General features: G+C 38.1%; 17 protein-coding genes. 14 read left to right on the plus strand and 3 right to left on the minus strand.

Annotation, left to right across the window (positions count from 1 at the left end; translation table 11 throughout):
• The first annotated feature begins 16 nt into the window (after nucleotides 1–16).
• From rplO to alaS, 11 genes are all read left to right on the plus strand, one after another.
• Entirely contained in the window at nucleotides 17–484 is a 468-nt protein-coding gene (rplO, locus tag PU02_RS04155; RefSeq protein ID WP_053944201.1) for a 50S ribosomal protein L15, read from the plus strand.
• 162 nt (nucleotides 485–646) lie between these two features.
• Nucleotides 647–1,993 carry a preprotein translocase subunit SecY gene (gene secY, locus PU02_RS04160; protein ID WP_053944202.1) on the plus strand — a complete coding sequence of 449 codons (1,347 nt, stop codon included), beginning with the start codon at nucleotides 647–649 and terminating at the stop codon, nucleotides 1,991–1,993.
• A complete protein-coding gene (locus tag PU02_RS04165; RefSeq protein WP_053944203.1) occupies nucleotides 1,990–2,565 on the plus strand; it encodes an adenylate kinase in 576 nt (191 codons plus the stop codon). The genes secY and PU02_RS04165 overlap by 4 nt, the downstream gene beginning before the upstream one ends.
• A gap of 171 nt (nucleotides 2,566–2,736) precedes the next feature.
• Nucleotides 2,737–3,105 (plus strand): 30S ribosomal protein S13, encoded by a 369-nt coding sequence (rpsM, locus tag PU02_RS04170; RefSeq protein ID WP_053944204.1) that lies wholly within the window; start codon nucleotides 2,737–2,739, stop codon nucleotides 3,103–3,105.
• Nucleotides 3,106–3,225: 120 nt separating this feature from the next.
• The gene (gene rpsK / locus PU02_RS04175) at nucleotides 3,226–3,615 is read left to right on the plus strand and encodes a 30S ribosomal protein S11 (RefSeq protein ID WP_053944205.1); all 390 of its coding nucleotides are present in this window, start codon (nucleotides 3,226–3,228) and stop codon (nucleotides 3,613–3,615) included.
• 90 nt (nucleotides 3,616–3,705) lie between these two features.
• Nucleotides 3,706–4,719, plus strand: coding sequence for a DNA-directed RNA polymerase subunit alpha (locus PU02_RS04180; protein ID WP_053944206.1), 1,014 nt, complete (start codon nucleotides 3,706–3,708; stop codon nucleotides 4,717–4,719).
• 25 nt (nucleotides 4,720–4,744) lie between these two features.
• Nucleotides 4,745–5,170: a 50S ribosomal protein L17 gene (gene rplQ, locus PU02_RS04185; RefSeq protein WP_053944207.1), complete on the plus strand. Its 426-nt coding sequence runs from the start codon at nucleotides 4,745–4,747 to the stop codon at nucleotides 5,168–5,170.
• 226 nt (nucleotides 5,171–5,396) lie between these two features.
• A complete protein-coding gene (locus tag PU02_RS04190) occupies nucleotides 5,397–6,791 on the plus strand; it encodes a Do family serine endopeptidase (protein WP_053944208.1) in 1,395 nt (464 codons plus the stop codon).
• Between the two features lie 11 nt (nucleotides 6,792–6,802).
• Complete coding sequence (locus tag PU02_RS04195; protein WP_053944209.1) at nucleotides 6,803–8,116, plus strand: replication-associated recombination protein A; 1,314 nt, start codon at nucleotides 6,803–6,805, stop codon at nucleotides 8,114–8,116.
• Between the two features lie 493 nt (nucleotides 8,117–8,609).
• A complete protein-coding gene (gene recA / locus PU02_RS04200) occupies nucleotides 8,610–9,653 on the plus strand; it encodes a recombinase RecA (protein WP_053944210.1) in 1,044 nt (347 codons plus the stop codon).
• Nucleotides 9,654–9,811: 158 nt separating this feature from the next.
• Complete coding sequence (alaS, locus tag PU02_RS04205; protein ID WP_053944664.1) at nucleotides 9,812–12,481, plus strand: alanine--tRNA ligase; 2,670 nt, start codon at nucleotides 9,812–9,814, stop codon at nucleotides 12,479–12,481.
• Nucleotides 12,482–12,570: 89 nt separating this feature from the next.
• On the opposite strand, the gene PU02_RS04210 is transcribed toward alaS, so the two are convergent.
• Entirely contained in the window at nucleotides 12,571–14,358 is a 1,788-nt protein-coding gene (locus PU02_RS04210) for a glucan ABC transporter ATP-binding protein/ permease (protein WP_053944211.1), read from the minus strand.
• Nucleotides 14,359–14,562: 204 nt separating this feature from the next.
• On the opposite strand from PU02_RS04210, the gene PU02_RS04215 reads away from it, so the two are divergent.
• Nucleotides 14,563–15,546, plus strand: a complete 984-nt coding sequence (locus PU02_RS04215) for an RluA family pseudouridine synthase (protein ID WP_053944212.1) — start codon at nucleotides 14,563–14,565, stop codon at nucleotides 15,544–15,546.
• A gap of 368 nt (nucleotides 15,547–15,914) precedes the next feature.
• The gene (locus tag PU02_RS04220; protein WP_053944213.1) at nucleotides 15,915–16,700 is read left to right on the plus strand and encodes an ATP12 family chaperone protein; all 786 of its coding nucleotides are present in this window, start codon (nucleotides 15,915–15,917) and stop codon (nucleotides 16,698–16,700) included.
• 569 nt (nucleotides 16,701–17,269) lie between these two features.
• Here the strand turns inward: PU02_RS04220 and glnA are convergent.
• On the minus strand, nucleotides 17,270–18,679 hold the full coding sequence (gene glnA, locus PU02_RS04225) for a type I glutamate--ammonia ligase (RefSeq protein WP_053944214.1): 1,410 nt from the start codon (nucleotides 18,677–18,679) through the stop codon (nucleotides 17,270–17,272).
• A 551-nt stretch (nucleotides 18,680–19,230) separates the two neighbouring features.
• A complete protein-coding gene (uvrA, locus tag PU02_RS04235; protein WP_053944216.1) occupies nucleotides 19,231–22,146 on the minus strand; it encodes an excinuclease ABC subunit UvrA in 2,916 nt (971 codons plus the stop codon).
• Nucleotides 22,147–22,371: 225 nt separating this feature from the next.
• On the opposite strand from uvrA, the gene ssb reads away from it, so the two are divergent.
• Entirely contained in the window at nucleotides 22,372–22,905 is a 534-nt protein-coding gene (ssb, locus tag PU02_RS04240; RefSeq protein WP_053944217.1) for a single-stranded DNA-binding protein, read from the plus strand.
• Nucleotides 22,906–22,908 lie beyond the last annotated feature (3 nt).

Below are 22,908 nucleotides of genomic sequence, written 5' to 3' on the forward strand. Positions count from 1 at the left end.
TGCAGGAGTATAGAGCATGAAACTCAATGAGCTACGTGATTATGAAGGTGCAATAAAAAAGCGTAAGCGTGTTGGGCGCGGTATTGGTTCGGGTAAAGGTAAGACTGGTGGTTGTGGTGTTAAAGGACAGAAATCACGCTCCGGTGTATCTTTGAATGGTTTTGAGGGTGGGCAGATGCCCATATATCGTCGTTTGCCGAAGCGCGGGTTCAAGAATTTGTTCACCAAGGTTTATAATGAGGTTTCATTGGGTCGTATTCAGCTTGCTGTTGATTCAGGAAAGCTTGATGCTGGAGAGTTGGTTGATGCAGCTTCTTTGAAAAAGGCTGGTATAATTCGTCGTGTGAAGGGTGGAGTTCGTCTTCTTTCTGGAGGTGGTTTAAAAGTTAAGGTAGCTTTTAGTGTCTCTGGTGCTTCTAAGGTTGCTAAAGCCAAGGTTGCAGAAGTTGGTGGTCGTGTTAATATTATTGGGTCTTCCGAATAAATTATTTTATAGATAGTTGTTTAAAGGGAAGTATAAAAATTTCTTTTGGAGTTTTTGCGTTTTAGGGGTGGTGGTTTAAAATTTTCATTTTTATGTGTTGTATAATTTTAAAAGCTACGGTTTTTGTGGACAAAAGTTTGAAGTGTAAACTGGAGAAATTTTATGGCATCAGCTGCAGAGCAACTTGCTTCCAATATAAATTTTGGTACTTTTTCGCGTGCAACTGAGCTAAAGAGGCGTATTTGGTTTACTTTAGCCGCACTGTTTGTTTACCGTTTTGGTACGTATGTTTCTTTGCCTGGTATAGATATTGATGTTTTGCGCCGGACATTTGAGCAACATGAGTCTGGTGTTCTTGGTTTGGTTAATATGTTTGCAGGGGGAGCCGTTGGGCGTATGGCAATTTTTGCATTAGGCATAATGCCCTATATATCAGCGTCGATTATTGTGCAGTTACTTACGTCGATTATCCCGTCGTTAGAATCTCTCAAAAAAGAGGGTGAATTAGGTCGTAGGGTTATCAATCAGTATACGCGTTATGTAACTGTTGTTTTGGCTCTTTTACAAGCTTTTGGTGTTGCTGTTGCGCTTGAAACAGGAATAGGGACAGGGCTTCAAGTTGTCATGGAACCGGGTATAGTGTTCCGCGCCTCTGCTGTTATTACACTTGTTGGTGGAACGATGTTTTTGATGTGGCTTGGCGAACAAATTACATCACGTGGTGTTGGTAATGGGGTTTCTCTTATAATTTTTACTGGAATCGTAGCAAATTTCCCCTCTACTTTTGCTCAGCTTTTGACTGCTCACAGTCAAGCTGACTTATCAACTTTCCTATTTGTAATGATCATTTTTATTGCGGTTTTTGTAGTTGGGGTAATTGTTTTTGTAGAGCGTGCGCAGCGGAGAATTCTTATTCAGTATCCAAAGCGTCAGGTTGGCAACCAGATGTTTCAGGGTGATGTGTCTCATCTTCCTTTAAAATTGAATACGGCTGGTGTTATTCCGCCAATTTTTGCATCGTCGCTGTTATTATTGCCTGCAACTATTAATAATTTTTCGGATGCAATGCCGCAGTGGATTCAAAAAGTTTCCTTTTCTCTTAGTCATGGGCAACCACTTTACATGGTTGTTTATGCAGTCTTAATGGCATTTTTTTGCTTTTTTTACACGGCTATTGTGTTTAATCCTAATGATACAGCAGATCAGTTAAAGAGACATTCTGGCTTTATCCCAGGAATTCGTCCAGGGGAGCGTACAGCTGAGTATATTGACTATGTTTTAACGCGTATTACCGTTGTGGGAGCGGTTTACATCATCTTGGTTTGTTTATTGCCCGAGTTTATGATATCAGCGCTGCATATTCCTTTTTATCTTGGTGGTACATCTTTGCTTATTGTCGTTACTGTCACTCTTGATACGGTTGCCCAGATTCAGGGCCATCTTGTAGCCCATCAATACGAAGGTTTAATGAAAAAATCAAAGCTTCGCGGAGGTAGGAGAGGACGATGAGGGTTGTTCTTTTAGGAGCTCCTGGGGCTGGTAAGGGTACTCAAGCCAGAATGTTGATGGAGAGGTATGGTATTCCTCAATTATCAACGGGTGATATGCTTCGTAAAGCTATTTCAGAGGGAACAGAGGTTGGTAAAAAGGCTAAAGTTATTGTAGAATCTGGGGCTTTGGTTTCTGATGATATCGTTAACAAGATTATATCAGATCGAATCGATGAGAGCGATTGTATGAGTGGTTTTGTTTTAGATGGCTATCCACGTACTGTGGCACAGGCTGAAGCTTTACAAAGTACTTTGCAATCAAAAAATATGAAGCTTGATGCTGTGATTGAGCTGGTTGTTGATGAAGGTGCATTATTAGAGCGTATGGAGAGGCGTGTTCAAGAAACATTGGCTTCTGGCGGGCAAATTCGCTCAGATGACAATATTGATTCCTTTGCAAAGCGATTAGTTGAGTATCGTGAAAAGACATTTCCATTGTCGCAATTTTATTTGAAGATGGGCTTGTTAAGGACAGTTAATGGAATGGATGATGTCCTGGATGTTTCGCGTGTAATTAATGATTTTTTGTAAAAATGGGTGATAAGGAGTTGACTTTTTCAGTGAAATACATCAAAAATTGTCCCTGATTTATCTCTATAAACGGCATTATAATCCGGAGGCTTTGGATCTTTTTCTATTTGTCTCTGCTTTTTTGTTTTGTGCTTTATAGTCGATTGTTGATTTAATCTAAGGAGAACAGGCGTGGCTCGTATTGCTGGCGTCAATATTCCAACAGGTAAGCGTGTGGTGATTGCACTTCAGTATATCTACGGGATTGGACGAAAATTTGCTCAAGAAATTGTGGAAAAAGTTGGAATTCCAGAGGATCGTCGTGTAAGTGATCTTTCGGATGCAGAGGTTTTACAGATTCGCGAGACGATAGATAGGGACTATAAGGTCGAAGGGGATCTTCGTCGTGAAGTTGTAATGAGCGTGAAGCGTTTGATGGATCTCGGCTGTTATCGTGGGTTGCGCCATCGTCGTTCTTTACCTGTTCGTGGTCAGCGTACGCATACAAATGCGCGGACTCGTAAGGGGCCTGCCAGGGCAATTGCTGGTAAGAAAAAATAATCTGCCTTTGACTGTTGAGTTTTAGGTTTTGTTATGGGTTGCTTGTTGGTTGTTTAATTAAACAAGCTTAGGTGGAGCTGCCAGTGTTATGGCAGCGTTGGGATCGTTGAAAGGAAAGATATGGCTAAGGAAGCCGTGCGTGTTCGCCGTCGTGAACGTAAAAATATTTCGTCGGGACTTGTGCACATTAATTCTACATTCAATAACACGATGATCACTATCACAGACGTTCAAGGAAATACGATAGTTTGGTCGTCTGCAGGGGCTCAGGGCTTTAAGGGTTCGCGTAAATCCACGCCATTTGCTGCCCAAGTTGCGGCAGAAGATTGTGCAAAAAAGGCGCAAGAGCACGGTATGCGTTCGTTGGAGGTTGAGGTTTGTGGTCCTGGGTCAGGGCGCGAGTCTGCTTTGCGTGCATTGCAATCTGCGGGTTTTATAATCACTTCTATTCGTGATGTGACCCCAATTCCTCATAATGGATGCCGTCTGAGAAAAAGACGGCGTGTTTAGTCGGGTATTTTGTTTTACTATCAGGAATCCGATGTTCATGTAAGCCGTTGCGATTGAATGGTAGCGGGAATAAGGAACAGGAATAAAATTATGATCCAGAAAAACTGGCAAGAATTGATTAAACCTAGTAAGGTTGATTTTCATACACATAGCAATCCTAATGTTTTGAGTGTCATTGCAGAGCCTCTAGAGAGAGGTTTTGGTTTGACGTTGGGTAACGCACTTCGTCGGGTTCTTCTCTCTTCACTTCGAGGTGCTGCAGTTACTGCGGTGCAGATTGATGGTGTGTTACACGAATTTTCTTCTATCCCAGGTGTTCGTGAAGATGTTACAGATATTATTTTAAACATCAAAGAGATTGCGATCCGTATGGAAGAGGAGGGACCAAAACGTGTTGTTGTCTGTAAGGAAGGGCCTTGTATTGTAAAGGCTGGAGATATACGTACTGTTGGGGATATGGAAATTCTTAATCCTGATCATGTTATTTGTACGCTTGATGAGGGTGCGGAAATTCGCATGGAGTTTGTTATCAACACAGGGAAGGGATATGTTCCATCCGATAGGAATTGTGTTGATGATGCGCCAATAGGTCTTATCCCAGTCGACAGCCTCTATTCACCTGTTCGTAGGGTTTCATATAAGGTAGAAAATACGCGTGAAGGACAAGTTCTAGATTACGATAAGTTAACGTTGACTATTGAAACAAATGGTGCTGTTAATTGTGAAGATGCTGTTGCTTTTGCAGCACGTATTCTTCAGGATCAATTATCAGTTTTTGTTAATTTCAAAGAACCTCAGAAAGAGCTTGTTGAAGAACCAGTTTCTGAGCTTTCATTTAATCCTGCCTTGCTTAAAAAGGTAGATGAGTTGGAGCTTTCAGTGCGTTCAGCAAATTGCCTTAAAAATGATAATATAGTTTATATAGGTGATCTCATTCAGAAAACAGAGTCTGAAATGCTTCGAACACCAAATTTTGGGCGAAAGTCGCTAAATGAAATTAAAGAGGTTCTTGCATGTATGGGGCTTCATCTTGGTATGGAGATTCCTGCGTGGCCACCTGAAAATATAGATGATCTTGCTAAGCGCTATGAAGATCAATACTAGAATTAAGATTTAAAGGAGAGATTCTATGCGCCACGGTAAGTCAGGTCGTAAGTTGAATCGGACCGCTAGTCATCGTAAAGCAATGTTTGCCAATATGGCTGCTTCGCTTATTGAGCATGAGCAGATTGTAACAACTCTTCCTAAGGCTAAGGAAATTCGTCCTATTGTTGAGAAGCTAGTTACGCTGGGAAAGAGAGGTACTTTGTGTGCACGTCGACAAGCGATAGCTGCAATTCGTGATGTTAAAAAAGTTGCAAAGTTGTTTGATGCAATTGCACCGCGTTACGTGTCACGTCAGGGCGGTTACCTGCGAATTGTGAAAGCAGGTTTTCGTGCGGGTGATAGTGCGCCTATGGCTGTTATAGAGTTTATTGATCGTGATATTGATGCGAAGGGTTCTGCAGATCGTGCGCTTATGGATGCTAGAACAGGTGAACAACAGAATTCATAAAAAGATTAGTAAGTTTTTAATCTGAGGAAGCCGCCTTTTAGAGGCGGTTTTTTTGTCTTTTAAGGTAAATTATCATTTGCCTGATTAAATAAATAAAACTGTACGATTACTAAATGACACAACTTAAAAGATCATATTGTCTAGATAATTTTTTTAAATAAATGATAAATACAAGTAAGGATTATTGATTGGCAAAATTAGTAAGTAATTTTTTACTGGAGAAAATATGAAATATTTTATTATATGGAGAATTTTTTTTGCTATTGCGATAATAGTGTCGTTTCGTCATGCTAATGCTCAGCTTCCACGTACACAGTCAGAGATGGTGCTGTCGTTTTCCCCTTTAGTAAAAAAAGCTGTTCTATCTGTTGTGAATATCTATGCAGCTCGGCAAATCAAAGCGCGTTCACCTTTTGAAGGAGATCCATTTTTTGAGCAATTTTTTGGTCGCCATCGAGATAACCAGCCATTACGTACACAATCGTCATTAGGTTCTGGAGTTATTGTAGATGGGCGCGGCTTAATTGTTACTAATTATCATGTAATTAAAGATGCTGATGAAATTAAGGTTGCTCTTTCTGATGGAAAAGAATTTGAAAGTAAGGTTGTCCTGAAGGATGAAGCGATTGATATTGCAATACTTGAAATTGTTTCAAAAGATATTCAATTTCCTTTTCTTTCATTGGGAAATTCTGATGAAGTTGAAGTAGGTGATCTTGTCCTTGCCATTGGCAACCCTTTCGGTGTTGGTCAAACTGTTACGAGTGGTATTGTTTCAGCTCAGGCGCGTAGGCATGTTGGTATTTCTGATTTTGATTTTTTTATTCAAACGGATGCGGCTATTAATCCAGGTAATTCTGGAGGCGCTTTAATTGATATGAAGGGCCGACTGATAGGTATAAACACTGCTATTTATTCGCGTTCAGGCGGTTCTATAGGAATTGGTTTTGCTATTCCAGCAAATCTTATCAAAGTAGTTCTTGAGGCCGTTAAGCGTGGTGAAAAATTTTTTGTGCCACCTTACATAGGTGGATCATTTCAGAGTGTTACACCTGAAGTTGCATTGAGTTTAGGGTTAGAATCTCCCCATGGTGTTCTTATTGTTGAGGTGATTCAAGGGAGCCCCGCTGAGAAAGCAGGCTTAAAAGTAGGTGATGTCATTTTAAGTCTACAAGGTGTACGTGTTGATGATCCAGATAGTTTTAGTTACCGTTTAATGACCTCTACTGTTGGAAGTATCTTTACTCTGGATTATTTACGAAATGGAAAAATTGTAAAAACGAAAATAACTTTATCACAAACATCTGATTCTCTAGCTATGAAAACTGAGAAAATTACCGGTAACAGTCCTCTTTCTGGTGCTGAAGTTTTGGATTTAACACCGCAAAATAGCCGGCGCTTTCGTCTTCCCATGACCACTGAGGGGGTTGCAGTGGTTGGTGTTGAGAGAGGAAGCCGTGCTATGCGAATTTTTCGTTCAGGAGATATCTTGCGTTTTGTTAACGGTTACAAAATTCAAACTGTGAAGAAATTAAAGGAGGCAATTGTACAAGAAAATCCACCTATTTGGCAATTAGAATATGAGCGTAACGGTATGCATATTCGCCAATTTGTTCATTGAGGGGTTTTACCTTGAGTAAAGATCTGTTTACAGTATCTCTTGATTGTTCTGTTAATCAAAAAAAGCCACTTGCGGAAAGGCTGCGGCCTCGTTTTCTCAGTGAAGTGACAGGGCAAGATCATCTAATTGGTACAAATGGTTTCTTATCACGTATAATTTCTGCTGGTTCATTGGGCTCAATGATTTTTTGGGGGCCTCCTGGTTCTGGCAAAACAACAATTGCGCGTTTATTAGCAGATGAAACAAATTTTGTTTTTGAACAGGCTTCCGCCATTTTTACGGGTATTGCAGAATTGAAAAAAATTTTTGAAGCTGCACATATTCGTTTTATGTCTGGCACAGGGACGCTTTTGTTTATTGATGAAATTCATCGATTTAATCGAACTCAGCAAGATGTTTTTTTGCCCTTTATGGAAAATGGTACGATAATTCTCATTGGGGCAACGACTGAGAATCCTTCGTTTGCACTGAATGCTGCACTTCTTTCACGTGCGCGTGTTTTGACATTTTGTTCACATGACTATGAAAGTTTGAGCGCACTTTTGAGACGTGCTGAAGTAGTAGAAGGTAAGACACTTCCTTTGGATGATTGTGCTAAAGATGCTTTAATTGAGATGTCTGATGGTGATGCACGTGTAATGTTGACGTTGGCAGAGGAGGTTTGGAGTATTGTACGATCTGGAGAGGTTCTTAGTGCTAAATCTTTACAAGAAGTTATTCAGCGTCGGGTTCCAATTTATGATAAGGGACGTGATAATCACTATAATCTCATTTCAGCATTGCATAAATCAATTCGTGGATCTGATCCTGATGCCGCCCTTTATTATCTTGCGCGTATGCTTGGTGCAGGTGAAGATCCTCTTTATATCGGACGGAGATTGGTTCGGATCGCTGTTGAGGATATTGGTTTGGCAGATCCACAAGCTCTTGTTATTTGCAATGCTGCGAAAGATGCCTACGATTATCTAGGATCACCTGAAGGAGAACTTGCTCTTGTGCAAGCATGCCTTTATCTTGCAACTGCACCAAAATCGAATGCTGCATACCTTGCTTATAAAGCAGCAGTGCATGATTCACATAAATATGGTTCGTTACCTCCTCCCAAGTATATCATCAATGCTTCCACAAAATTTATGGAAGAAGAGGGATATGGAAATGGTTATCGCTATGATCATGATGAACCAGATGCTTTTTCGGGACAAGAATATTTTCCTGAAAATCTTGGACACAAGATTTATTATAGGCCACAGGAACGCGGCTTTGAACGCGAAATTACGAAGCGTCTTGAATGGTGGAAAAAACTACGAAAAAAAAGAGAATGTTAAATAAAGTTTGACGTAAGATTTGTTACTTTTTGAATATTATTAAGAATTACTTGTTTTAGTTTGTAAAAAAATGCAATTTTTTACAAATTAAGGGGCTACTCTTCAAATTAAGGTTAAAGACGGAAAAAACGGTAAGTGTGCATTGTATTGAGTAGCAAATGATTTTCCACACACATTATTCATAAGATACTTATTGAGCGCTAATTGATGGATGATAGGTGTTTTTTTGATTAAAAGTAAATATACATAGAGCAATTAAAATTTAAAAATGTTAAAAGCATTTATACCCAATTATATTAGTTTCTGTTTTTAAGATTAAGGTTCTTTTTGAAGAAAGCATTTTATGTTAGTAGGGTGCGTGTTGGGTGTTTCTTGTGTACTGTGGGTATATAGGTTGAAATAGTCTGTGAAAATCTAAATTCGAGACTTTCATCGAGGTATTAGAAGAGACTATATTACGCAGGAATTGTAATGTTTTACTAAGGATATAGTTGTGGATAAAACAAAAGCTCTGGATGCCGCTTTGTCACAGATTGAACGTTCTTTTGGAAAAGGCTCGATTATGCGTCTCGGGCAGAAGGAGCAGGTTGTTGAAATTGAAACAATATCAACGGGATCATTGTCTTTAGATATAGCCTTAGGTGTAGGTGGGTTGCCAAAAGGGCGCATTATTGAAATTTATGGACCAGAAAGTTCAGGTAAAACTACATTAGCTCTTCATTCTATTGCAGAGGCACAAAAAAATGGAGGGGTTTGTGCTTTCATTGATGCAGAGCATGCTCTTGATCCCATTTATGCGCGTAAATTGGGTGTTGATTTAGAGAATTTGTTTATTTCTCAGCCAGATACTGGTGAACAGGCTTTAGAAATTACAGAAACACTGGTTCGTTCTGGTGCTGTTGATGTGCTCGTTGTTGATTCCGTAGCAGCTTTAACACCGCGCGCGGAAATTGATGGTGAAATGAGTGATACACTTCCTGGATTACAAGCTCGGTTAATGAGTAAGGCGTTGCGGAAATTAACAGCATCAATTTTTCGTTCGAATTGTATGGTTATCTTTATCAACCAAATTCGTATGAAAATAGGTGTAATGTTTGGTTCTCCTGAAACCACAACAGGTGGAAATGCTTTAAAATTTTATGCTTCTGTTCGTTTAGATATTCGTCGTATTGGGGCAATTAAAGACCGCGATTTGGTAATTGGTAATCAAACTAGAGTTAAAGTTGTCAAAAATAAATTGGCGCCTCCATTTAAGCAAGTTGAGTTTGATATCATTTATGGTGAAGGCATTTCTAAATTAGGGGAATTGATTGATTTGGGTGTTAAAGTTGGCATTGTAGAAAAATCTGGAGCATGGTTTTCTTATAATTCTCAGCGCTTGGGTCAAGGACGTGAAAATGCAAAACAGTTTTTGCGTGAACATCCAGAAATGGCGACGGAGATTGAATCGGCTTTGCGTCAAAATGCTGGTTTACTTGCAATTGAGTTGTTAGAGAATGTAGGCACAGATGGTATAGGAAGTGATGAGGAACTTTAATAAAAATCCGTTTTAGTGCGTAAGTATAAAAATCTTTATGAAATTAGATTTTTTGCAAAATATTCTTCAATTGAACTACCCTAAAAGTCGTTAAGATACTGTTGAATTAAAAATGAGTTTTATTTTGCGGTTTTATGCCGCTTTTTGCGGGTGTTAATATGAATAGCGTTAATAGTATCCGATCCACTTTTTTAGATTATTTTCGTCTAAATGGACATGAGGTTCTTTCTTCCAGTCCTCTTGTTCCCCGCAATGATCCTACATTGATGTTTACAAATGCAGGAATGGTGCAGTTTAAAAATGTTTTTACTGGACTTGAAAAGCGATCTTGTAGTCGAGCTACGACTGCACAAAAATGCGTTCGTGCAGGTGGAAAACACAACGATCTTGATAATGTTGGCTATACGGCACGTCATCATACTTTTTTTGAAATGTTAGGCAATTTCTCTTTTAGTGATTATTTTAAAGAGGAAGCCATCTTTTTTGCATGGGATCTGTTAACTAAAGAGTTTTGTCTTTCTAAGGATAAATTGTTGGTTACAGTTTATCATGATGATGATGTATCTGCAAAATTGTGGCGTAAAATCTCAGGTTTGCCAGAGGAAAAAATCATTCGCATTGCAACAACTGATAATTTTTGGATGATGGGAGATACAGGGCCTTGTGGTCCTTGTTCAGAAATTTTTTATGATCATGGTGAAAATATCTTAGGTGGTCCTCCTGGAAGTGCTGACGAAAACGGTGATCGCTTTATTGAAATTTGGAATCTTGTTTTCATGCAATATGAACAAGTTAGTAAGGAAAAGAGGATAGAATTGCCTCATCCTTCTATTGATACGGGTATGGGATTAGAGCGTATTTCTGCTGTTTTACAGGGGGTCCATGATAATTATGATACAGACCTTTTCCGAACTTTGATTCGCGCTTTGCAAGAAGTTACAGGGGATGAAAAAGTTGGAGATTTTGCCGCTAGTTATCGTGTCATCGCGGATCATTTACGTTCATCTGCATTTTTGATTGCAGATGGTGTTTTGCCTTCCAATGAAGGGCGGGGTTATGTTTTACGTCGCATCATGCGTCGTGCCATGCGCCATGCTCATTTATTAGGGACTGAAGATTTGTTGATGTGGCGTCTTGTGCCTTCTTTGGTTCGTGAAATGGGGCAAGCCTATCCTGAGTTAGTACGTGCTGAATCTTTAATTGCAGAAATTTTAAAATTAGAGGAAGAACGTTTTCGTAAAACTCTTGAACGTGGCCTTGGTCTATTAAATGAAGCGAGTATTCATCTCAAAGAAGGTGATTATTTAAATGGTGAAGTTGCTTTTAAACTTTACGATACGTATGGTTTTCCACTTGATTTGACGCAGGACGCCCTTCGGCGTCGTGGGATATCTGTTGATGTTAATGCTTTTGATAAAGCAATGGAACGCCAAAAAGAGGAAGCTCGGTTTCATTGGTCTGGTTCTGGTGAAGTCGCAACGGAAGAAGTTTGGTTTTCTGTTCGTGAGCAAGTAGGTGTTACAGAATTTTTGGGTTATGAAACAGAAAAGGCTGAAGGGGTTGTTACGGCTCTCATCTGTGAAGGAAAAGTTGTTGATTATATTGATTTTCAACAGAAGGGTATGCTTGTGGTTAACCAGACGCCCTTTTACGCTGAATCTGGAGGGCAGGTTGGGGATAGTGGTATAATTTCAGGTGAGCATTTTATTTTTGATGTGCATGATACTCAAAAAAGAGGAAATGGCGTTTTTGTTCATATCGGTATAGTAAAAAGCGGCCAGGTAAAAAAGAGTGATCATGTCGTATTAGCTGTTGATTCTGCTCGTCGTAAAAAAATTCGCGCAAATCATTCTGCAACGCATTTATTACATGAATCTTTGCGTCAAGTATTAGGACCTCATGTTGTTCAAAAAGGATCTTTTGTATCAGCAGATCGACTGCGTTTTGATTTTTCTCATCCGAAAGTGATTTCATCGGAAGAGCTTCAAAGGGTGGAGGATTTAGCGAATAATATCGTATTGCAAAATAGTGAGGTGATAACGCGTCTTATGGCAGTAGATGATGCTATCTCTGAGGGAGCAATGGCGCTATTTGGTGAAAAATATGATGATGAAGTTCGTGTTGTTTCTATGGGAAAGATAACAGAACAAGGTGGATTGAAAAATTGTTGGTCAGTTGAACTTTGCGGTGGAACGCACGTTTACAGGACAGGAGATATTGGTTTGATACATATCGTTTCTGAAAGCTCTGTTGCAGCGGGAGTACGCCGTATAGAGGCGCTCACAGCGGAGGCTGCACGACTTTATCTTACTGCTCAAAATAAAAAAGTTTGTGAAGTTGCTAATCTTTTAAAAACTTCTACAGATGATATAGAAAAGCGTTTACATATTCTACTCGATGAGCGCCGTAAGCTTAAAAAAGAGTTAAATGATTTACATAAAAATGCAGCTCTTAAAGTTGGATCTTCTACAGATAACGATAAAGACGTCCAGGTAATTAATGGCATCTCTTTTATGGGATGCATCCTTAAAAATATCGCTCCAAGAGATCTTAAGGTACTCGTAGATTCAGAAAAGAAGAAAATTGAAACCGGGATTATTGCGCTTATTAGTGTTTCAGAAGATGGTAAAGGAAGTGTTGTTATCGGTATTACCCATAATTTGCTCAATAAGTTAAATGCTATTGATTTAGTTCATATTGTTGCAGCTGTTCTTGGTGGTCAGGGTGGCGGTGGGCGTCCTGATATGGCTCAAGCTGGTGGTCCTGAGGGAAGCAAAGCAAGTGAAGCTCTTGCTGCACTAGAAAATTTCTTAAAAAGCAACATTTAATCTTTTTATTTTAGCTACCACCTAGTTCTATTATTTTGAAAATAAAAAAGGTGGTAGGATTTCTACTTAAGCATTTGATATCATTCATTTCATGATGCAATAGCTTTGTGTAATGAAAAAATTACGTTGCTGTCTTTCTTTTTCATGTCCATTTGATTAATTAAACCGCTACTTTCCAGCAGTTTATAAAATCGTCCTTTTTTATTAATTAATTCTTGGAAACTTCCTTTTTCTACTAAGTGACCATGATCTAAAAAGATTACAATATCAGCATGTTGGATTGTTGAAAGACGGTGAGCTATAATAAAAGTTGTACGGTCTCTACTTATTTTCTTTATAGAGTTTTTAACGTATGTTTCTGTTTCAACATCGAGGGCGCTCGTTGCTTCATCCAAAATAAGGATAGGTGCGTTTTTCAAAACAGCACGCGCAATTGCTAAACGTTGTTTTTCCCCACCCGATAACTGAGAACCTCTTTCACCGACCATTGTGTTATATTGGTTGCTTTTTTTCAAAATAAAATCATGAGCAGAAGCTATTTTAGAGGCGGCATAAATTTCTTCATTTGTTGCAGTTGTTTTTCCTATACTGATGTTATCCTTGATACTTCTGTCAAAAAGACTGGCATCTTGAAAGACTGTTGCTATAGTTTTGCGTAAAGATTCACGATTGATGGAACGTATGTCCGTTTTATCAATTTTGATAGAGCCAATAGTAGGGTCATAAACACGTTGTAACAAATTAATTAATGTTGTTTTTCCTGCACCTGTTGGTCCTACAATTGCAATGGTTTGTCCTGCTTTAACTTCAAACGAGATATCGAAGACACCTTGAGAAGAGTTTGGAAATTTGTAAGTAACGTGATCAAATTGAATTGAACCTTTAGCATTTTTGAGATCAGGAAGATTTTTAGGTTCATTGATTTGAGCGGTTGAGTTTTCCATATCGAAAAAATCTTGTAATTTTGCTTGAGAGGAGACAGCTAAATTAATAAAACCACTAATTTGATCAAGGCGGCTAATCATTAATTGGGAAAATCCGACAAAAGAAACTACTTCACCAACGCGTAACTGGCCTTTTATTACAAAAAAAGCACCAAGAAGAAGAACACAAACTATGGAAATAGTTGAAGCCATTCGGTTTAGACCGCTTGCAAGTGCCCACCAGTTCAAAACGGGATTTTGTGCCTTGAGAAGGTTATTTGTATGCTTGTGAAGTGTTAAAGTCTCTTCAGTTATTCGATTATAACTTTGTATAATAGAAACATTAGAAATTGAATCACTAATATGTTTAAAAAGGTTGTGATGATGCTGTTCTACAGCGGTTTGGCCATCTTTCGTCTTTTGCATAACTAAACGTGCGGTCAATACATAAATGACAGCAAGAAGCAGAAGAACTATTGAAAGACGCCAATTCATGCGAAAACTTGTAGGAACGAGGATAAGCAATGCAACAAAGGTTGAGAGATGTTGGCGCATAAATTCAAGCCATATGGCTGACATGGAATCTGCAGCACGCAATAATGTATGCAGGGCATTAGAGGTTCCCCGTTTTTGATGCCAGGTTAGTGGCATTGTAATAATACGTTCAAAGGATTCAGAGAGAACAGTTATACGGCACCTGTGTGCCAAACGATCAGCACTGCGTGCAACAAGAACGTAAGCAATAATATTAAAAACACCAAAGCATACCCATATAGCGAGGGTAAAAAAGATATCTTCTTTGCCTGCAATGGCATCAATGACACGTCCAAATAAAATAGGTTCTGCGATCGTAATAATAGCCAATATTGCATTAAAGGAACAAATTGAAAGAAATGTAGCTCTTTCTTTGTTAAGATATGAAAGAACGCGAGCATAAGTTTTAAATAAAGGCAAGAATAATTATCTCCAAAACAAACATGATTGTGCATTTGAGCTAACAAAATTGGTATGGTAAGAGAACGAAATTTTGGATACGAGCTGTAATATGACGTGATAGGACTATATTTCTATAAATGGGATAATGGCTGTTTGTATTTACTAGAGAATTAGAACTATTAGAGTTAGCAAATAAAGAGTTTGGATGATACGGTAATCATTATGGTAAGTGTGAGCACAAAAAATGTGACAGAAGATGAAAATGGGATGCGCTTGGACCGCTGGTTTAAGGTTCATTATCCAGGACTTGGATTTGGATGTTTGCAGAAGCTTTTACGCTCAGGTCAAGTACGAGTTGATGGTGGGCGCATTAAGGCTAATGTGCGTCTTGTGGTCGGGCAATCCATCCGTGTGCCCCCTCTACTTGTTGAGCAAAAGAAAAATTTTTCTATAACCAGTAAATCCGTACGTCAGCAAGATGACGGAGATATTTTAAAAAAAATGCTTCTCTATGAGGATTCAAAGGTTTTTATTTTTAATAAACCTGCTGGTATAGCTGTGCAAGGTGGCTCTGGTTTGACACGCCATGTTGATAGTATGCTTGAGGCATGGCGCAATCAAAAGGGTGAAAAACCTCGGTTAGTTCACCGTCTTGATCGAGAAACATCTGGTTTACTCATTGTCGCTCGGTCAAGGGGAGCTGCACAGGCTTTAACTGCTGCGTTCAGGGCACGGGAAATGAAAAAAACTTATTGGGCATTGGTTCGAGGTGTTCCTAAAAAGAAGCAGGAAAAAATTTCAACATGGATGGTAAAAGAGACAACTTTACAAGGTGATAGAATGCGTGTTTGTGAGCATGGGGAAGCAGAATCTAGTCATGCGGTCTCTTATTATCGTGTTTTGGAAACTCGTGGACGAACGCTTTCTTGGCTTGAAATGGAACCTCATACAGGAAGAACTCATCAATTACGTGTTCACGCTTCTTACATAGGAAATCCGATCATTGGCGATTCTAAATATTTTTTTTCTGATAATAATTGGGAACTGCCGAGTGGTATTCAAAATCGTCTTCATCTTCATGCACGTCGTATTCGTATTCCTCATCCTTCAGGAGGTATTTTAGATATCACTGCACCTTTACCACCTCATATGGTGCAAAGTTTTAACCTTTTAGCTTTTAATGAAAACGATGGTAATGTTGAGTAAGTAGCTTACTTAATTTTGTTTATTGTAAGTTCTTTTTACTATTCATTATCACTTAAGAATATTTATGATCTGTTTATTTTAGAATTTTCTTTGATTTTTTAAATGTACTGTTTAAGTTTTTTTCAGGAAAAGTGATAAATTAATAAGAATGTAGCTTTATATCCCACTTTTAGTGATTTTTTTATCAGAAAAATACTCAATTATTGTTCAAAAATTAACTTTGAAGTAATTTGTTTGGGAGCTCATAGAAACCAGTATAAGGGGGTACAGGGAAGTATAACCTTGTTAAAATTTACACTGATCTGTGTCGGTATCGCATCTAATGGCTGCTACACTTGTTTAACTATAGATATAATAGAAAGAATGGCATGCACAAAATTTTAGATTATGTTGATATCTTATCAGAAGGAGAGGATCCTATTTATAAGGCACAAAAATGTTCGCGTTTGCCACTGATAAAGAGATTTTATGAAAAGGTAACTATTGTGCATGAAGAGGAAGGATTTTCTATATTATTGGATGAACGTCCGATTAAGACACCTGCTCAACGACATTGTTTTGTGCCAACAGAAGCACTAGCTGGATTAGTCGCTCAGGAATTTAAAAAGCAGGAAGAGGTGATTGATCCAGCAGGGATGCCTGTTTTACGCCTTGTAAATACTGTTATCGATGGCGTAGTAGATAATATGCAAATTATTTTTGAGGATATACTGCGTTTTGTCGCATGTGATATGATTTTTTATCGTGCACAAACACCAAAGGCACTATTAGAGCTGCAACATAAACACTGGGACTTTTTATTAAATTGGGCTGAAGAAAGATTGGGAGCACATTTTAATATAGCTGAAGGGATCATGCATGTTGAGCAACCGTGGGAAGCTATTCAAGCAGTAAGCAACTATTTACGTAAGGTAGAATCTCCTTATATACTTGCTGGAATTCATACGATAACGACTTTAACAGGTTCAGCACTTATTGCCTTTGCTATTCTTGAAAAGAAAATTGATTCAAATTATGCTTGGTTAATTGCAAATCTAGACGAAGATTGGACGATGGAACAGTGGGGAAAAGATGAAGAGGCAATGAAGCGTCGAGCACATAAGAAAGATGAGTTTGATGCAGCAGTTGCAATGGTTGCTGCTGTACATCAATAACTTTTTTTATGTCTTCCTCCTTACGCTATCATACTTCCTTTGAAGTTGGTCTTATTTGCTCTATTCTTGTTGCTGCGATGTTTAGAAACAGCTCCATGAGCAGCACTAAAGGTTTCTTAGTTGTTGCCATAAACAAGATAGCACTGATTATTTTTGAATAAAGAAATAGCTTTAGTTTGAGTATAGCATTTTTTCTATTTTGTAATGTCTTTGATTACTGTAGCGTATAACCATTTTTAGCCGTTAGTTTACCAATAATTTGAAAAGACACAGATTCAAAAAGGTATTGTTTTCTAGAAGCTCCTCTTTGTGAGAAGGAACTGTTATTTTTTTATATGTCAGGAGTACTCATATATTTCTATTGAATTTTTATTAAAAAAATCTTGAAAGATACGCTAAGCTCTATGGATTTTTGACATTGAGGGATTTGATAATTGGTTTGAATAAATTAAGTTTGGTTGAGTAAAAGAGAGATATATCAATGAAAAGAGACTATGTTTTTAGGTAAAAAAGTACCCTGTGAAAAAGAAGTTTTCTTTTCATTTCTTACCTGTAGAAAAAAGTATCACTCAAACTGAGTAATACATGTCAAATTCCACAGGGTGAGGGGTCATTTCATAGCGTAGGACCTCTTGCATTTTTAGCTCAATGAAAGAATCGATTTGGTCATCATCAAAGACATTTCCAGCTTTAAGAAATTCACGATCTTTTTTAAGAGATTCAAGCGCTTCACGTAGGCTACTTGAAACTGTTGAGATTTTTTTGAGATCTTTTGGTGGTAAATCATAAAGATCCTTATCTGTAGGTTGCCCAGGATGAATTTTATTTTTTATGCCATCAAGGCCAGCCATTAAAAGCGCTGCAAATGCTAAATATGGATTTGCTGTTGGGTCTGGAAAACGAATTTCTACACGTTTTGAATTTGGAGATGAAGCATATGGAATACGACAAGATGCAGAGCGATTACGTGCAGAATAGGCGAGAAGAACAGGAGCCTCATAACCTGGAACTAGACGTTTATAAGAATTAGTTGATGGATTTGTGAAAGCATTAACTGCTTTTGCATGTTTAATGATACCACCAATGAAGAATAAACAAATTTCTGACAATCCCGCATATTCATTACCTGCAAATATTGGCTTTCCATCTTTCCAAATTGACATATGAACATGCATACCTGAACCATTATCGTTGAAAACAGGTTTGGGCATGAAAGTCGCTGTTTTTCCATAACTATTAGCGATTTGATGTACAACGTACTTAAAAATCTGCATTTTATCAGCTTCTCGAACTAATGTATCGAAGCGAATGCCTAATTCATGTTGTGCCGAAGCTACTTCATGGTGATGTTTCTCTACACGTACCCCAATCTCTTTAAGTGCAGAGAGCATTTCAGAACGCATATCTTGGCAAGAGTCGATAGGAGGAACTGGAGAATAACCGCTTTTCATACGAGGACGATGACCTAGATTACCCATCTCATATTCCGTATTGTTATTTGACGGTAATTCTCCTGAATCGAGCTTAAAATTTGTATCATATGGATCAGTTTGATAGCGCACGTCATCGAAGATGAAAAATTCTGCTTCAGGACCCACATTTATTGTATCACCGATGCCTAAAAATTTCATATATTTTTCAGCTCTTTTTGCAGTAGAACGTGGATCTCTTCTGTATAATTCTCCAGAAAAAGGGTCAAGTACATCACAAATGATTACTAAGGTGGAGTGAGCAAAAAATGGATCCATATGAGCTGTTTCTAGATCTGGCATTAGAAGCATGTCAGATTCGTTAATTGCTTTCCATCCAGTTATTGAGGAACCGTCAAACATAATACCATCAGTAAGTGTTTTTTCATCAATTTCAGCAACATCGACAGTGATGTGATGCCATTTTCCTCGCGGATCAGTGAAACGAAAATCAACAAAACGCACGTCATTGTCTGTGATCCGTTTAGAAATATCTGGTATGGTTGTCATATTCAGTTTCCTTATTAAGTGGGGGTAAGCAAAGAAGACGAAAAGTTCTTTGAGTATTGGAGGGTATAAGTACTAATTTTTTTACGGACATGGGTATCGATCATCAGTCGATGAAACAGATATTTCTCCATTATGGATATGTTTTTTTGAATTAGAAATTTTATCATTTTAATAGCATATTTTGAAAACTTACCAGCAATAGAGACACTTTCTTCAACAAAAAGATGGATAGCATATATAATTGAGGTGTAAAATTTTATATATTTATCTTTGAAGAGCCCCATAGCGGCCTCCGTCCTTCTCATGCCAAAATTGTCTCCGATGCTATTCTCTTTTTCAATCTATATTTACACTTGAAAAAGATATTGACAAATGCTTTTTACATCAAAAAATTAAAAATTGACACAATAAAGATCAAAAATTGACACAATAACGTACTAAAATGAAAAATATTGCCAATTTTGAGATGAAAATTTTATAAAACAAGAGCAAATAATTATAGTAAGAATTTTGTTATGTTTTGTGATTTTCTTAAGTACGGCATGATTCTTTTAAGAATGTTTATTGTATAATGGACGACGTAAAAAAAGCTCTTTTAAAAATTTCCCAGTATAAGAGTTTTGAGCTTTGATGATATCTTCAGGGCGACCAGTTGCAACGACTTCACCTCCGTCATCTCCTCCTTCTGGTCCTAAGTCTATAATCCAATCAGCTGTTTTAATAACTTCAAGGTTATGTTCAATAACTACAACAGTATTGCCTTGCTCAACGAGTTCGTGCAACACTTCAAGGAGTTTAGCAATATCATGAAAATGTAGACCCGTTGTTGGCTCATCCAAAATGTAAAATGTGCGACCTGTTGCTTTACGTGAAAGTTCTTTAGCAAGTTTTATACGCTGAGATTCCCCACCAGAAAGTGTCGTAGCTTGTTGTCCAACTTTGATATAATCAAGGCCGACTCTAACGAGGGTTTCTATTTTATTGTGGATTGCAGGAATAGAGCGAAAAAATTCCTCTGCTTTTTCAACTGTCATGTCAAGCACATCAGAAATAGATTTTCCTTTAAATTTTATTTCCAGTGTTTCTCTGTTATAACGCTTTCCTTGGCAAACATCGCAGGTAACGTAAACATCTGGCAAAAAGTGCATTTCAATTTTAATAACGCCATCACCTTGACAGGCTTCACAGCGTCCCCCTTTGACATTAAATGAAAATCGTCCTGTTTTGTAGCCACGAGCTTTTGATTCTGGAAGTTCAGAAAACCAATCACGAATTGGGGTAAAAGCTCCAGTGTAAGTTGCGGGATTAGAGCGTGGAGTTCGTCCAATAGGTGATTGGTTTATACTAATAACTTTATCTAAAAATTCTAATCCTTCAATTCTGTCATAATTTGCAGGATCTTGCTGATTTTTCATGATGTGATGTGATACTGCCTTAAAAACTGTTTCAATAAGAAATGTTGATTTTCCTCCTCCAGAAACACCTGTGATACAGGTAAAGGTTCCGAGAGGGATGTTAACATCGATATTTTTAAGATTATTTCCTCGGGCACCAATTATTTTGAGCATTTTGGATTTTAATATTTTACGTTGTTGTATGAAAGGTGTAATTGCTATTTTTCCTGAAAGGTACTTACCCGTGAGTGATGATGTATTGTTCATAATTTCTTGTGGTGTGCCTTGAGCAACGATTTGTCCACCATGAACGCCCGCAGCAGGACCAATGTCAACTACGTAGTCTGCAGAAAGGATAGCATCTTCATCATGCTCAACTACAATAACCGTATTACCGAGGTCACGTAAATGGTTCAACATTTTTAGGAGGCGCTCGTTATCGCGCTGGTGTAGGCCTATGGATGGTTCATCTAGAACATAAAGGACACCTGTTAGACCAGAACCAATCTGGGAAGCTAGTCGGATACGTTGGCTTTCTCCACCTGAAAGTGTTCCTGAGTTACGAGATAAACTAAGATATTCAAGTCCTACATGTTTTAAAAATGTTAAGCGGTCATGAATTTCTTTCAAAATACGCGTGGCAATATTACGTTGTTTTTGGTTAAGACATTGATCGATATTAGTAAACCAATCATGTGCTTTTAAAATAGAAAGCTCTGATATCTGTCCAATGTGCATCCCATTAATTTTAATGGCAAGAGATTCTGGTTTTAAACGATAACCTTGACAGCTTGGACAGGAAGAAAGAGACATATAGTGGTCCATTTCTTCCTGTAATCGAATGGATTCAGATTCTTTACATTGTTGCTCCATATTTGGAATAACACCTTCGAAACACTGAATTGTGCTATGGGGTGGTACGTCATGTTTATGGGCTAAGGGTGCTTTTTTCGTTTTTGTACCATATAGGATAGCTTGTTTTGCTTCGTGTGAAAGTGTGCACCATTTATCTGTTAGTTTGAATCCGTAGCTCTCTCCCAGCGATTGCAGAATTTTGGTATGTTGAGGTGAGAGTGATTTAGACCAAGGAGTAATAGCCCCAAGTTGTAAAGTTAAATTTTCATTTGGCACAATTTTAGAAGGGTCTAAAGTTCTAAGGATACCAAGTCCGTCACATTGAGGGCAAGCTCCAAAAGGATTATTAAATGAAAAGAGGCGTGGTTCGATTTCAGGAATAGAGAATCCAGATATTGGACATGCGAATTTTTCTGAAAAAATAAGGCGTTTATGAGTTTCATTTTTTGATTTATTTATAGATTTATCTTTTATGTCTTGTTTTGTTAAGGGTTGGTCTGCCATTTCAGCGATTGCGGTTCCATTCGCCAGTTGGAGACATGTCCCTATGCTGTCAGCTAAGCGTGAAGAAATGTCGTCACGTACAACTACACGGTCTACCACAACATCAATGTCATGTTTGTACTTTTTATCAAGTAATGGAACATCAGGAATTTCATAGAATTGTCCATCAACTTTAACACGTTGAAATCCTTTTTTCAGAAGTTCTGCTAGTTCTTTTTTATATTCTCCTTTTCTTCCCCTTATTAATGGTGCCATGATAAAAACGCGCGTTCCATCCGGTAAGGCCATAATTTGATCTACCATTTGGCTAATTGTCTGGTTTTCAATGGGAAGACCTGTGACAGGCGAATGAGGTACGCCTATACGTGCAAAGAGGAGGCGCATGTAATCGTAAATTTCGGTAACAGTACCAACGGTTGAACGGGGATTACGGCTCGTTGTCTTTTGTTCAATGGATATTGCAGGAGAAAGACCATCTATTCGGTCAACATTTGGTTTTTGCATCATCTCTAAAAATTGGCGTGCATAAGCGGAAAGGCTTTCAACATAACGGCGCTGACCTTCTGCGTAAATCGTATCAAAAGCCAAGGAAGATTTACCCGAACCAGAAAGTCCTGTTATTACGATTAGCTTATCACGAGGGAGATCTAGGTCAATGTTTTTGAGGTTATGTTCACGTGCACCGCGAATAGATATATATTTTTGATGAGGCATAATAGCTTACCTTTTGCATGGTATGAATAATAATCTCATAGCTACATGTAGGAAAAATTGTTTTGTTTAGGATGGCAACAATTGACATTTTTATGCAGGAGAAGAAAATAAATTATATGAAAAGAAGAATAAATAGCGTCTTTCAATTTTTATGTAATAAAGTAAACTATGTGCTGTTATCATCTCTTGCCGCAATAGGATAGTTTAAAATTTTGGAGTTATGCGATGGCTGGAAGTCTCAATAAAGTAATTTTAATTGGTAATTTGGGTGCAGATCCTGAAATTCGTCGTTTGAATTCTGGCGACCAAGTGGCAAGTTTGCGGATTGCTACCTCAGAAAGTTGGCGTGACCGCACTACAAATGAACGTAAAGAACGTACAGAGTGGCATAGTGTTGTTATTTTTAATGAAAACCTCGTTAAAATTGTAGAGCAGTACTTAAAAAAAGGTAGTAAAATTTATATTGAAGGTCAATTGCAAACACGTAAATGGCAAGACCAAACCGGTAATGATCGCTATACGACAGAGATTGTTTTGCAAAAATATCGCGGTGAATTGCAAATGCTCGACAGTCGTGGGATGGAAAACGAGGAGAGGATGCAAGCTACTAACCAGTTTGGTAGGGGGTATGATAATTCTGGTTATGACAGTAGTGGCTTTGGTGATGGAAATTTGGATCAAAGGGGTGGTTTTGGTAAAAGCAGCACTCAGTCAAAAGAAAATTTTTCAGAACAGCTAGATGATGATATACCTTTTTAATAA

The organism is Bartonella ancashensis (assembly GCF_001281405.1).
GTDB classification, from domain to species: Bacteria; Pseudomonadota; Alphaproteobacteria; order Rhizobiales; family Rhizobiaceae; genus Bartonella; species Bartonella ancashensis.